The 12,800-nt window shown below is 49.4% G+C and carries 10 protein-coding genes; 5 read left to right on the top strand and 5 right to left on the bottom strand.

Going from position 1 to position 12,800, the window contains the following annotated elements; translation table 11 throughout:
* Positions 1-18: 18 nt before the first annotated feature.
* Positions 19-1,182, bottom strand: coding sequence for an amidohydrolase family protein (locus ACZ1GS_RS00760; RefSeq protein ID WP_472696601.1), 1,164 nt, complete (start codon positions 1,180-1,182; stop codon positions 19-21).
* A 101-nt stretch (positions 1,183-1,283) separates the two neighbouring features.
* Between ACZ1GS_RS00760 and ACZ1GS_RS00755 the strand changes: the two genes are divergently transcribed.
* Positions 1,284-2,009: a TetR/AcrR family transcriptional regulator gene (locus ACZ1GS_RS00755; protein WP_472696600.1), complete on the top strand. Its 726-nt coding sequence runs from the start codon at positions 1,284-1,286 to the stop codon at positions 2,007-2,009.
* Between the two features lie 14 nt (positions 2,010-2,023).
* Positions 2,024-3,457, top strand: a complete 1,434-nt coding sequence (locus ACZ1GS_RS00750; RefSeq protein WP_472696599.1) for an MFS transporter — start codon at positions 2,024-2,026, stop codon at positions 3,455-3,457.
* A 118-nt stretch (positions 3,458-3,575) separates the two neighbouring features.
* Here the strand turns inward: ACZ1GS_RS00750 and ACZ1GS_RS00745 are convergent, their stop codons facing one another.
* Positions 3,576-4,001, bottom strand: coding sequence for a MarR family winged helix-turn-helix transcriptional regulator (locus ACZ1GS_RS00745; protein WP_472696598.1), 426 nt, complete (start codon positions 3,999-4,001; stop codon positions 3,576-3,578).
* Between the two features lie 243 nt (positions 4,002-4,244).
* Between ACZ1GS_RS00745 and ACZ1GS_RS00740 the strand changes: the two genes are divergently transcribed.
* Positions 4,245-5,504: an acyl-CoA dehydrogenase family protein gene (locus ACZ1GS_RS00740; RefSeq protein WP_472696597.1), complete on the top strand. Its 1,260-nt coding sequence runs from the start codon at positions 4,245-4,247 to the stop codon at positions 5,502-5,504.
* Between the two features lie 14 nt (positions 5,505-5,518).
* On the opposite strand, the gene ACZ1GS_RS00735 is transcribed toward ACZ1GS_RS00740, so the two are convergent.
* On the bottom strand, positions 5,519-6,307 hold the full coding sequence (locus ACZ1GS_RS00735; RefSeq protein ID WP_472696596.1) for an SDR family oxidoreductase: 789 nt from the start codon (positions 6,305-6,307) through the stop codon (positions 5,519-5,521).
* A gap of 372 nt (positions 6,308-6,679) precedes the next feature.
* Between ACZ1GS_RS00735 and ACZ1GS_RS00730 the strand changes: the two genes are divergently transcribed.
* Together ACZ1GS_RS00730 and ACZ1GS_RS00725 are read left to right on the top strand one after the other, a co-directional pair.
* Positions 6,680-9,109, top strand: a complete 2,430-nt coding sequence (locus ACZ1GS_RS00730; RefSeq protein ID WP_472696595.1) for a TonB-dependent receptor — start codon at positions 6,680-6,682, stop codon at positions 9,107-9,109.
* Positions 9,110-9,137: 28 nt separating this feature from the next.
* Positions 9,138-10,391 (top strand): serine hydrolase domain-containing protein, encoded by a 1,254-nt coding sequence (locus ACZ1GS_RS00725; RefSeq protein ID WP_472696594.1) that lies wholly within the window; start codon positions 9,138-9,140, stop codon positions 10,389-10,391.
* Positions 10,392-10,633: 242 nt separating this feature from the next.
* On the opposite strand, the gene ACZ1GS_RS00720 is transcribed toward ACZ1GS_RS00725, so the two are convergent.
* On the bottom strand, positions 10,634-11,263 hold the full coding sequence (locus ACZ1GS_RS00720; protein ID WP_472696593.1) for a TetR/AcrR family transcriptional regulator: 630 nt from the start codon (positions 11,261-11,263) through the stop codon (positions 10,634-10,636).
* Between the two features lie 648 nt (positions 11,264-11,911).
* Positions 11,912-12,772 carry a tyrosine-type recombinase/integrase gene (locus ACZ1GS_RS00715; RefSeq protein ID WP_472698043.1) on the bottom strand — a complete coding sequence of 287 codons (861 nt, stop codon included), beginning with the start codon at positions 12,770-12,772 and terminating at the stop codon, positions 11,912-11,914.
* Positions 12,773-12,800 lie beyond the last annotated feature (28 nt).

The following is a 12,800-nucleotide window of genomic DNA, read 5'->3' as shown; positions in this document are numbered from 1 at the left end:
TTTTCGAATGTTTGTGTCCTATAAATTATACAATGACTTAACGTTGTCGCGGATTACTTTCTGTTTCAGTTGCTCCGAATGACCTACGAACATTTCATTCAGCACTTCTGTTGAACAGGGCCAGGTTGAGTCCGTATGCGGATAGTCTGATCCCCACATCAAATTGTCTTCGCCGATCATATCGGCTGTTTTCAAGGCCGCCTGATCATCTTCAATCGTCGCATAAAACTGGCGATGCCAAATCTCTGCGACGGGTTTATATTCCGGGCCGCTCAGGCTCTTGCCGTATTCACGCTGCCACCCCTGGTCGATACGATCCAGCCAATAGGCAATCCAGCCAGCATTGAATTCCGCGACTACAAATTTGACGGATGGATGGCGTTCACAAACACCGCGCACCATCAGTTCGACCAGGGTTTCCTGTATCATTGAAGCCGTGTTCCCATAGGTCGCGATCATATCACGGCCCGCCATATCCTTGACCCATTGCGGGATATGGGAAAAGCAGCCGACATGCATGGAAATTGGTATCTGTGTTTCGGCTGCCCGGGTCCAAAGAGGATCATATTCTTCGTCGAAATAGTGTTTCCCCTCGGGAGCATTGCTGGGGATGATCGCAGCTTTATATCCCATCTTCGCGATACGATCGAACTCGATCACTGCTGCCGCTGGATCCTGAACCGGCAGCGCTGCAATCCCTTGAAGGCGTCCGCCGGATCTGCCGCAGAAATCGAAGAGCCAATCATTATAATTTTTTTGGAGAGCAATCAGCAGTTCGACATTGGGAATACTGAACATCGCAAAATAGCCGGGATAGAGAAACTCCATTTCCAGTCCGTCAATATCCTGATCCTCGCCGCGACGAGAACCATCGGTCAAACCTGGGCGCAGCGCAGAGTAACCGCCGTTGAGATAGGCCTGAATTTCCTTGTCGAGTATCGTTCCCGCATTGGGTTTATGCCCTTCTTTTCGCTCAAGCTCTGTTTCCCGATCAAGTCGGGCAGCGGCAAGAGCCATTGCGCCAACATTGGTTCCGGAATCCTTGTTGGCCGGAATTTTAATGAAGTCACCGCCACCTTCATTGTGAATGATTCTTGGTGCCTCATCGCCATATTTGTCGCTCAACCCGGTGAAAACACCCGGTCCCTCTACCACATGGGAGTCTGCTGAAATTGGTTTCATAATCCTCGCTCCAGGTTTTTTCGTTGACACTTGGTTATTAATTGAACATGATCATTTTATGGAAACATTAAATTGAATGTCAATAGGAAATTGGTTTACTGGTGAGCACCGACGGTTCTTTTTTGTTTAAGTTCGAAGAGAACGGTCGCGTCTTTTCACTGCAAAGAGAATGCAATATGCCGCGCCCAAATTTAACGCCAAGACAAAGACAAGAAACGCGTGAGCGTATTCGAAATGTGGCCGCGACCCTTTGCAAAGGTGGTGATCCCAGAACACTGACTGTGCGGGCCGTTGCGAATGAAGCCGACATATCAGTTGGAACGATCTACAAATATTTCGAGAATATTTCGGACCTGCTGCGGTCGCTCTGGCAGGAACCTGTTGATGAATTGCGTATGGAAATGTCCAAGATCGCTAAAACAACGGGCGATCCCTTGAAACGGATTGAGCGCCTGCTCGAATCATATGCAAATTTTGCAAAGGAGCAGGATCAGGTTTTTAGAGGGATCTTTCTGCTGGTTCGCCCGGACACATCAATACAACCGGAAAAAAGGGCCTTGGACACCGAACCATTTTTCGAGTTTTTGAGCGAGGCAATAGTCGACGGCCAGCATACCGGTCGGATCATTCAGGGAGACGAAAAAATGTTGGCCCAGCTTCTTTGGGCCGCTCTGCATGGGTCACTTTCCTTGCCCATAAATATTGACGTCATCGACTTCACCCCCTCCAAAGTTGGCGGGCCAAATGATCAAGCACTTAATGATGATAGTCAGCAAAGACTGAATATGGGTGCAGTTTCAAGCTCCCCTAACATTGCGATTTCATAGTCGAGGAGATAGGTGTGGGTGAGGAAAAGCGGGCGGTGACCATCCCCACAAAGATTGCGTTTGGCTCTGGTTCATCCGCACTCGCAACCAAGGAGAATGCCTTCGACATTTTCCTTCTGTTTTATTACACTCAGATAATCGGTCTGTCTGGCACTCTTGCTGGTACGGTTATACTCATCTCGCTCGTTGTTGATGCTGTTAGCGATCCGGCAATCGGTTATTGGTCCGATAATGTCCGCACGAAATGGGGATCACGACATCCCTTCATGTACGCATCCATAGTTCCGTTAGCAGTATCATTCATACTCTTGTTCAATCCGCCGCAAGATATGGGACAGACGGCGACCTTCAGCTGGATGCTGGTCTTTGCCGTTCTGGTTCGATCTTCCATCACACTTTTTTCCGTTCCGTCAATCTCGCTGGTCGCCGAAATGACTAGAAACTATACAGAACGGACATCTCTAATAAGCTTTCGGATGTTCTTCGGATGGCTGGGCGGTATCAGTGTGGGATATTTCGCCTATTCCGTGATTTTTGCCCCATCGGGCAATTTCTCCGACGGACGATTTGATCCATCAGCATACCAGAACTATGCGCTTTTTGGCGCCGCAGTTATGATCACCGCTATTCTGATCTGTACCGCCGGGACGCATCACTTGATCCCGAAACTTCAAAAACCGCCATCAAAGGGCATCTCGTTCGCTGGTTTCTTTGACGACATCAAGACCGCACTCAGCACCAAGCCATTTCTTGTATTGTTCATTGCGGTTCTGATTACAGCGATCGCCAACGGATTCCGGGAAGTCACCGATCTATACATATATACATATTTCTGGGGTTTCTCGACTGACAATCTGTCCACCTTTCTGATTGGCCGAGCGGTGGCCGCGCTGCTGCTTTTTGCCAGTATTAAATATATTACCGCTCGCTTCGGAAAGAGGCGCCTTATCGTGACCGCCACTTCGGTACTGATGATTGCGGGCCCATTGCCAGTCATCTTAAGCCTGATTGGACTGTTGCCAAATGACGGTGGACAAGCTTCGTTTTACGCAGTGTTTGTCCAGTCCATGGTCTTGACCTATTTCGCTATCGCCTCGATGATCACCGCGATCTCGATGGTTGCCGATTCCATCGACCAGAATGAGCTGGCAACAGGCAAGCAACAGTCAGGTTTGTTTTTCTCGGCCATCAATTTTTCCGGCAAGGCGACCTCGGGCATAGGAGGTTTTGTTGCTGGCGTTACTCTTGATTTGATCAGCTTTCCGAAAACGGCCGATGTCAGTTCAATCCCTCCGGAAACGCTCGATTCACTGGGCATTGCGAGCGTCATTATTCTGACATCTTTCTGGGCTGCAGCGCTGTTTACAATTTCCCGCTATTCCCTCACGAAGGAAAAGCATGCTGAAATCGTTGCTGAGTTGGCAAAACAGAGAGAATTAAGAAACTAAACGCTTTTTCAAGCTACTCTCAAGACTGAAGTAAGAGTGTGTCGTCGGCTGCGGCTTCCACTATAGAAATCCAGACAATTCGTCACCTATCGGATGCACCAGATCATCTGGACGAGTGTCAATCTGAGTCATTTATGATCAGTTCCATCGCCGCGACGACTGTGACTATCGTTTTTGCACCTAGCAGTTCATCAACAACAGCACTTGTTTCTTCAGTCACGGCATTCGCCTTTTCGACAGCTTCCATCCCAGACGTGGTCAATTTTAGAAACCAGGCGCGACCATCATTTCCATCTCGAATTCTCTCTACCATTTTCAGGTCAATTAATCGCCGCACCATCGCAGTAATGGCCGAATCATTCAGCCCCAGTGCCTTCGCCAACATGGTTTGTGTGATTGTCTCTTCGGCGCTGATAAGAACCAAAGCAGACATTTGAGCGGTCGTCACGCCGGCAACTTGAAGCAATTGGCGGTCTGACCTTTTCTTGAGCACATGCGCAGCAATTTGCAATCGAGAATAAAATCTGAGCTGTTTTGCAGACATATTCAAACATTAGCGTGCTTCGCAATGAATGTGAATCTTCAAATTTATAATTTACAAGTGAACTATAAAATTTATACTTCTCTTCGAAAAATGTACCTTATGCCGTGATAATCAGCAGAATCCTTCTGCTATTGCCATTTTTCCAAAGATAATATACTTACTATGTGAACTAAAATAGAAACCGTGTTTTGATAGTAGCTTACCAAATCTCTCAATTTGGCAAGCCCCCGGTAAGGAAAAACTATGACCCATGACCCTAATGATTCTGAATTGAATGATCTGCGCATGTCTGACGACGGACGGGCTCTATATGATCGAGTCAAACGCTTCGTTGTTGAGGAAGTTGATCCGATCACGGAGCAATTTTATGCCATGGGTGAAGGCCGTGAGGATCGCTGGAGCTATGCCCCGGGCCAACTGGAATTGCTTGAAGGCGTAAAAAATAAGGCGCGGGAACAAGGGCTTTGGAATTTCTTTCTGCCTGACGCAGAATCTGGCGAAGGATTGAAGAATCTGGACTATGCTTTCATCGCCGGTGTGTTGGGTAGCAGCCCGCTCGCATCCGAGTGCATGAACTGCAGCGCGCCCGACACCGGCAATATGGAGGTGCTTGAGCGTGTTGGTACGACTGCACAGAAGCAAGAGTGGCTTGTCCCCCTGCTTGAAGGGAAAATTCGTTCGGCATTTGCGATGACGGAACCGGGACACCCATCATCGGATGCGCGCAATATCCGGACGGAAGCGGTACTGGAAAAAGGCGAATGGGTGATCAACGGCGAGAAATTCTATATTTCGGGCGCCGGTGATCCACGATGCAAAGTCATGATCACCATGGTTCGGACAAATCCGGACGGCCCATCCCACTCACAGCAATCCCAAATTCTGGTGCCTATAGATACACCGGGTGTGGAGATTGTGGGCCCAATGCATGTGTTTGGGGAAGACGACGCACCGCATGGTCATATGCATATCAAATTTAACAATGTCCGTGTGCCGGAAGAAAACATTCTGCTAGGTGAAGGACGCGGTTTTGAGATATCCCAACTTCGCCTTGGGCCGGGCCGCATTCATCACTGCATGCGCTCCATCGGCGTTGCTGAAAAAGCATTGGATCTGATGGTTCACCGTGGCGGTAGCCGGGAGGCCTTCGGGCAGCCTTTGGCTTTGCTTGGCAAGAATCTTGAAGTGATTTCCCGAGCGCGTATTGATATTGAGGCCATGCGTCTAATGGTCCTCAAGGCTGCCAAAGCAATGGATGTCATGGGCAACAAGCAAGCGCGCGTCTGGGTTTCCATGGTTAAGGCTTATGTACCTGAAATCGTTTGCCGCATCGTCGATGAGGCCATCCAGATTCACGGAGCAACCGGTATCTCTCAATGGACACCGTTAGCGGGCATGTATACCGGTCAGCGAACCTTGCGGCTCGCCGATGGCCCAGACGAAGTCCATCACATGGTCGTTGGTCGTAACGAAATGGGCAATGCCGGTTACAAACCGAGGTAATTGCTACTCATTTGCTAAATCACGGTACTCCCGCCATCGACTGTTATAACTTCTCCGGTAATAAATGCGCCTGCATTGCTTGCCAGTAACAGAGCGGGACCCATGATATCTTCATCATGTCCCCAACGATGTAGGGGTATCATTTTGATTTCGTGATCATATTGTTCTTTGTCCTGCTCGACTAGGCTCGTCATTTTCGAATGAAACCGGCCGGGCGCAATGGCATTGACCCGGATATTATCGTCTGCAAGTAGATTTGCGAGGTTTCGGGTAAGTTGGTGAATAGCCGCTTTGGAAACACTGTAGCTCAAACCGCTGCCGGCATTCCCCATTAACCCTGCGACCGAACCGATATTGATCACGGATGCTCTATCCTCAGCTGTGGCGCCTGCTTTGAGCAGCGGCAAAAGCTGCTGTGTGAGGAAGAACGGGGTTTTCACATTCAAATCCAACACCTTGTCCCAGCCTTTTTCGGGAAAGTCACCGATCGGCGCAACCCAGCCCGTCCCGGCATTGTTTACCAGCACATCAATGTGGCTTTCTGCGCCCTCAAGGCTGTCGGCAAAAGCCTTGATTTCATCGAGGCTGCTCATATCGCCAGGCAATGCAATGCATTCACCGCTCTCGGTCAGTGCCGATAACTCCTCGGCAGTCTGTGCACATTCATCTGCGTTGCGTGCAGTGACATAGACTCGTTTGGCACCTGCAATGAGAAATGCTTTAGCCATGGATTTTCCTAATCCGCGAGAGCCTCCCGTAATCACACAGATTTTGTCGAGCATGGAAAACAGTTGGTTGGACATTGAATTTTTTCCTCGGGTTAAAAATTGGTGAGATAGATTGCTGGCAAATGCCATCAGAAAAATTGGAAGTCAGCAGACCGCTGATGACAGGCAATCACGTTGAAGGCTATCCTAAATCATATTTATGATCGGCTATCATTCCTGATTTTTTATTGCTGTGAGCCTACTTCCCGAGCTCCCGCGCCACGGCTCTATTGACGTCTTCAGCGCCGTCGATTCCATTGCCCAAACCTCTTTAATTAAATTTTTGTCGATTAAAAATCTTATAGGGTTGAATATGAGATGATTATCTATATCATAATTCTACTATAATATAATTAGTGAAACAATCGCTAAATGAGACCGGAAAAACCGGAATGGGAGGAAAGAGTGTTGAACAATCCAAAGCGGCGCGCGCGATTTGCCTACATATCGACTGCAGGTGTACTCGTGCTAGCGTTATTTGCCACCCCGGCCTGGGCACAGAATGAAAGCTCTTCGGCAGATAGCGAAAAGCGTTCCAAAAACATAATCATCGTAACTGCAACGAAGCGGGAGCAGACACTACAGGACACCCCCGTCGCAGTCTCTGTAGTCAGTGGCGAGGCAATCGAGCAAGCCGGAATACAAGACATCCTTGACCTTCAATCTTTGGTACCATCATTTTCCGCAAATCAGCGACTGGCATCGACCAGCACCAGCTTTTTCATCCGCGGCTTTGGCAACGGCTTGAGCGCCGTAGGGTTGGAGTCATCGGTAGGCGTATTTGTTGACGGCGTTTACCGTTCACGCTCGGGCGCAGCGCTGGCAGACTTTCCAAGACTGGAGCGCGTCGAAGTGCTTCGCGGACCGCAAACAACCCTGTTCGGCAAAAATGCCTCGGCGGGTGTGGTGTCCTTCATTTCGAAGAAACCGGAATTCGAATGGGGAGGTTCCGTCGAGGGAACATACGGCAATTATGATGCTTTTCGCGTGGGCGCAGACATTACAGGGCCAATTTCCGACACGCTGGCGTTCAGTGTTTCCGGTAGATACAACAGCCGTGACGGATATGCAGAAAATCTCTTCACCGGAGGTGACCTGAACAACAGGAACCGTTGGGGCGTGCGCGGCCAATTGTTGTGGGAGCCAAATGACCGAACGTCCGTTCGGATAATAGGTGACTTTGACGACATTAGCGAAGATTGTTGTATATCTGCGAATCTGTTAGCCGGGGGCTCTCCGACAGGAACATTCAGCACACTTGGTGCGTTTAGCACATTTGGCGATGTTGTTATCGAAGACCCTTATTCCTACACGGTTTTTGCCAATTTCGACAATACGGCAGATTTGGAAACTGGCGGGGTATCGCTTCATGTCGATCATGAGTTTGATGGCATCTCGCTCACTTCGATATCCGCCTACCGAACTGTTGACTTTGCATCCCGGACAGATAGCGACGGAACGAGTTTCGATGTGGTCGATGCTGTCGGAGACGGATCGCTTAGAACATTTACTCAGGAAGTCAGGCTGACGTCTGATTATGACGATTCACCGGTCGACTGGATGATCGGTGCATTCTATTTTTCCGAAAAAGTGAAGTCCAATTCCCGACCATTGTTCCCGTCTGATTCTCGCTTGTTCTATGATCTCGCTCTTGGTGGCAATGGTGGTGGAGCAACCGTTTCTTTCGTCGAGGGATTGTTTGGCCTACCTGGAGGCTCGATCGGCGAACTTGGTCGAGGATCCAATGATAGCTTCACTCAGGACAATGATGCATTTTCAGTCTTTGGAACCGTTGATTGGCATATCACCGATCGATTGGATTTTACCGTAGGACTAAACTGGTCACACGACTCCAAGGATGTGACGCTTTCTTCGATAAACACAGATCTCTTCTCTCTGCTGCCTTCCGCCGCACTGGGTGGCGCAGCGGCACTACAGTTTTTTCCAGTGCTTCAGGGCGTTCCAAACTCGGTTGAAGATGGCAGAACGCGGGATGACAAGCTGACCTACACGCTTCGCACTGCATATGAGGTAACGGACGACATCAACATCTATGCTTCATATTCGACTGGCTGGAAGGCGACATCGTGGAATCTTTCTAGGGAATCCCGGCCTACACCTACTGATCTGGCGACACTTCTTGCGGCAGGGGAAGCGGTCATAAATCTCGAACCTGGTACGCGCTTTGCGGAGCCAGAAAGTTCGCGTGTTTTTGAAGTCGGTTTAAAAGGATTGCTGTTTGATCGTTTGGCTTTTGATCTCACCTTGTTTGATCAATCAATCAAAGACTTTCAGTCTAATACCTTCGATGGCCAGAATGTCGTCCTTTCCAACGCCGGCAAGCAATCAACCCAGGGCATAGAAATCGATACAAATTTGAATGTTACGGATGAACTTACCTTCGGTGTTGCAGCTACAATACTTGATCCGGTTTATTCTGACTTCAGCACATCTCCATTTGGCGATTTGAGCGGCGTACGTCCCGCCGGCATTCCCACATGGTCGACATCGACGCGGATCGGCTATCAAACGGAAATCAATGAATGGAGTATCTTTGCTCGTGCCGACTATCAATATACTTCCAGCACTGCGCTTACCGACGATCCTGCTACGCAGGCGCTGATCGATACAACAGGCTTTGATACCGCCTCTCATCGGGTCAATGGCGCACTTGGCTTCACGACCCCCAACGACATCAACGTCACGTTCTGGGGCAGGAACATTTTCAACGACAAGTTTATTACAGGCGGGTTTGGCTGCCCTCTCCAATTTGGTTCCGTATGTGGATACCCGAACGAGCCAAGAACGTTCGGCGCCACAGTTCGCAAACGGTTCTGATAAAAATTGCTGATTAAAGGAAATAGAAATGTTTAAGCGAATCGCAGACTCTAAAAGGCGATCAATCGGCAACGTGGGGATTATCTTGTCCGTCTCCGCCGCACTGATGGTCACCGGATATCAACCAGCCTTGGCACAATCGCAGATGCCTAAAACGTCGACGCCTCAATCAAGCGAACGGCTCAGTGAGGAACAGCTGGCGGGGATCGAAACCGTGCTCGAGCCATATGTTACTTCTGGCAGGGTTTCAGGCTTTGTGACTTTGGTCGCCCATAAAGGTGAAATTGTTCATTTTAGCTCTATGGGCCAGCGGGACATTGACGCCGATGCTCCGATGACAGCCGATACAATCGTACGCATATATTCAATGACGAAACCTATTGCCACGACGGCGGTGATGCAGTTGATCGAGCGTGGAAAGTTGAATCTGGATGATCCGGTTGAAAAATATATACCGGAATTTTCAGACCTAAAAGTATATCTCAGTGAGACTGAAGACGGTGCGATTACTTCCGTTCCGGCCAACAGATCCATCACAATAAAGGACTTGCTAACCCACACCGCAGGCCTGACTTATGGTATCATAGGAAAAACTGCCGTTCACAAACAATATCAAGCTGTCAACTATATGCAGCTCGGGATGTCTCTAGATGAATTTTCTAAGAAGATTGCAAAGATTCCTTTGATTGCGCAGCCGGGCGAGACGTTCAACTATTCGGTTTCGATCTCAATCCTTGGCCGCGTGATTGAAATTATCAGCGGAGATACACTTCACGATTACATCGAGAAGAATATTTCCCAACCTCTTGATATGAAAGACACCGGTTTCTATGTGCCCAGCGAAAAACTGGATCGTTTTGCCGATCTCTACACAACCGACAAAGACGGCAATCTGGTTCTTTTTGACGACAATGAAACCGGAGGCTTGTCGGGCAAACTTCCTCCGCTTCTAATGGGTGGCGGAGGCCTGGTTTCCACTGCTTCGGATTATTATCGTTTCAGTCAGATGATCCTGAACAAGGGCGAATTGGATGGTGTACGCATCCTTGAACCCTCGACGGTTGAAACTATGAGCAAAAGTCATTTGCCTGCTGCATCGCCCGACATCAATCTGGGTCCAGGCTTGCCTTTGAAGGGTGTCGGATTTGGCTATGGATTTGCTGTCTCGGAGAACCCGGCGCCTTACTTGTTGAAAGGAACAGGACCCGGGGAATTGTGGTGGGGGGCTTTGCTAGCACTCTTTTTTGGATCGATCCGAAAGAGGAAATTGTTGGCATTCTGATGGCGCAACAAATTCCTGCTGCCGGTACGCAAGGAATGACTTTGGAATTGCAAATGAAACTAAGGCAAACGGTTTACGACGCGCTTGCCAAATCTAAAAAATAAGGCCAGCAGCCGTGGCTCTTTCAGAGGAAAAGAGCCTCTGCTGACGGCGGGAGGCATACCGGTTTCAACACTATTGACATCCCTGACTGCACTTCAAATAGCTTGTTGCGAAGCCTGAACGGGCGTCTCCGGATTGCATCAACGCTCTGCTTTCCGTAGCCGAGTGAAATAGTCGTTCCGCAATTGTGTGACCGCCCCTATAATCATAGAAACGGTAATCTCCTCTAATAACGCCCGATCGACTTCCCCGCGCAACATGCAGTTTCCGGCGGCCCCCGGCATGTAAAAGGTAACCTCCACAGCCACCTTTGCTAGATCAAGTGGCAAATCGAAATATTGCGCCGTCCGCGAAGCTAGAAAACTTATCGCTTCACGTCGCTGGCAGTTTGCCTGATCATCATCATCAACGACGCTGGGTTCCGATTGGAGCCGTTCGAGAATCAAGCCTCGCTCTTCTATATGGAGAAGATAGGCATGGGTCACGCCCCGAACCATCTCTTCGTAGGTCTCAGCTTTCTCTACGGCTGCGATCCTCAATTTCCGGAGTTCTTTCAGTTCGCGTTTACGGAGTGCTTTAAGAAGATCGGTTACACTATCAAAATATTTATAGATCAGAGATTTGCTGACGCCGGCTTCTACGGAAATTTGTTCCAGTGAAAGACCCGCAACTCCTTTCTTGGCGACAATTTTTGCTGCCTCGTCAAGAAACATCGACCGCCTGACATCAGGGTGAAATCGCTTCTGTTTTTGTTGAGCTTGTTTATTCATTCGTCAAACATAGTCGAAAATTTTGTTTTTACTATCCCGCTTTTGGAGAGGTTGAATGAAGACCCATGCATTTTGCCGACTAGTTTGATGCCATGGTACTGAAATAAAAATTCCGAATCCGGGTGGCTCAGGTGCGAGGAAGAGCCCTTGAAGGATCGTCTTTCGCTGTCGCAATAAATATGGTGCTTGTGCAACCGTGATCAAGCCATTTTGCCACGTCAATGAGCCACTTGAAGGTTCTGCACAATGTAGTTTCAGCGCATCTCTCGGCAGATTGATGATGGGGTGACAATGGCTCTATTGTTGCAGCATATAATTCGGGTACCTGTCGCAGAAATAGCCCCTTTAAAAAATAGCGGGCGTCCGAAATGCCGTTACTTCTCTTTTGTCATGTGGGGCAGTAGTCGGAATTGTCAATTGCATCGCAAAATCGGTCGCTCTCAATCTTGCTCCGATGTCCGCTTTCGGGATATCGCGGAATGCATGGGAAGGTCGGAAATTGGGGCGCAAAGCGGACGCAAAGTTCGGCAACGGTGAATAACCGAAACCGGGAAATGGCTTATTTTTCACGTGCAACGCCCTGAGAATGCCGTACGATCAGTCCAATCGCGCACGGAGTTGGTTGGTTTTGATCCAACAATTTCCTGCCTAAAGACTCATGTCGTAAACCGCATTGTCTATCAAACACCCAACCCGCTCCGCCGCTTCCAACACGCTCCCATCATCCAAATGCGCATACCGCGCTGTCGATTGAACACTCGCATGACCAAGCAGCTTCCCAATCATCGGCAAGGTCTCCGACATTGCCGCAGCATGGCTGGCAAAGCTGTGGCGCAAGTCATGCAGGCGGACGTGCCTGAGGTCCGCCAAGTCCTGCGCCTTACGCCACACGCGAGAAACACTTCCTGTGATGTCGATGTCATTGTCGAGCTGAAATACGTTCTGCTGCTTTGGTCGCCTCGGCAATACTGCCAGCAAATCGCGAACTTCATCGCCAACCCAAACCGTGCGTGGTCCTGTCTTGCTGTCCGTCAGCAACAATCTGTTTCCCCTCACCTCCGACCATGTAAGGCGAAGGATTTCACTTCGCCTGCAACCAGTTAGCGCCAATACCTTTAAGGCTGTCACCTGAACAGGAAATTCGGATTGCAGTTTTTCAAAGGCCCTGCCCAGTCGCGCAAGTTCGGTATTGGACAGGAAGCATTCAATAGTCCGCCGCCTGTTTGGTTTGATACCGCGACAGGGATTGGAGCCGTCAAGCCGATATCCCCATTGCTCGGCCTTGGTCATTGCGGCTGACAATATCGACATGACACGGTTGGCCGCTCCCGGTCCGCCGGTGTCGCTCACCCAGGTGAACCATTTCAGCACATCGGCCTTGTCGATCTCGTCGATAAACTTTCCGGCAAAGGCGCTATCAAGATAGTTTTTTCGATATCCGTCATGGGTGCGGAGCGTGAGCGGCTTCCATCCCGGTTTGGCTTTCTGCCAATATTCTTCAAGGAACACGGCATAGCTTGGCGCGGATCGGACACGG

Source organism: Parasphingorhabdus sp. W113 (assembly GCF_055693205.1).
The sequence above is the reverse complement of the archived record's forward strand: the minus strand, read 5'-3'. Positions and strand labels throughout refer to the sequence as shown.

Bases quoted from the DNA above. Each gene is read 5' to 3' on its own strand.
- ACZ1GS_RS00760 (WP_472696601.1), bottom strand. From the start codon at position 1,182: ATGAAACCAATTTCAGCAGACTCCCATGTGGTAGAGGGACCGGGTGTT.
- ACZ1GS_RS00745 (WP_472696598.1), bottom strand. From the start codon at position 4,001: ATGTCTGCAAAACAGCTCAGATTTTATTCTCGATTGCAAATTGCTGCG.
- ACZ1GS_RS00740 (WP_472696597.1), top strand. From the start codon at position 4,245: ATGACCCATGACCCTAATGATTCTGAATTGAATGATCTGCGCATGTCT.
- ACZ1GS_RS00735 (WP_472696596.1), bottom strand. From the start codon at position 6,307: ATGTCCAACCAACTGTTTTCCATGCTCGACAAAATCTGTGTGATTACG.
- ACZ1GS_RS00725 (WP_472696594.1), top strand. From the start codon at position 9,138: ATGTTTAAGCGAATCGCAGACTCTAAAAGGCGATCAATCGGCAACGTG.
- ACZ1GS_RS00720 (WP_472696593.1), bottom strand. From the start codon at position 11,263: ATGAATAAACAAGCTCAACAAAAACAGAAGCGATTTCACCCTGATGTC.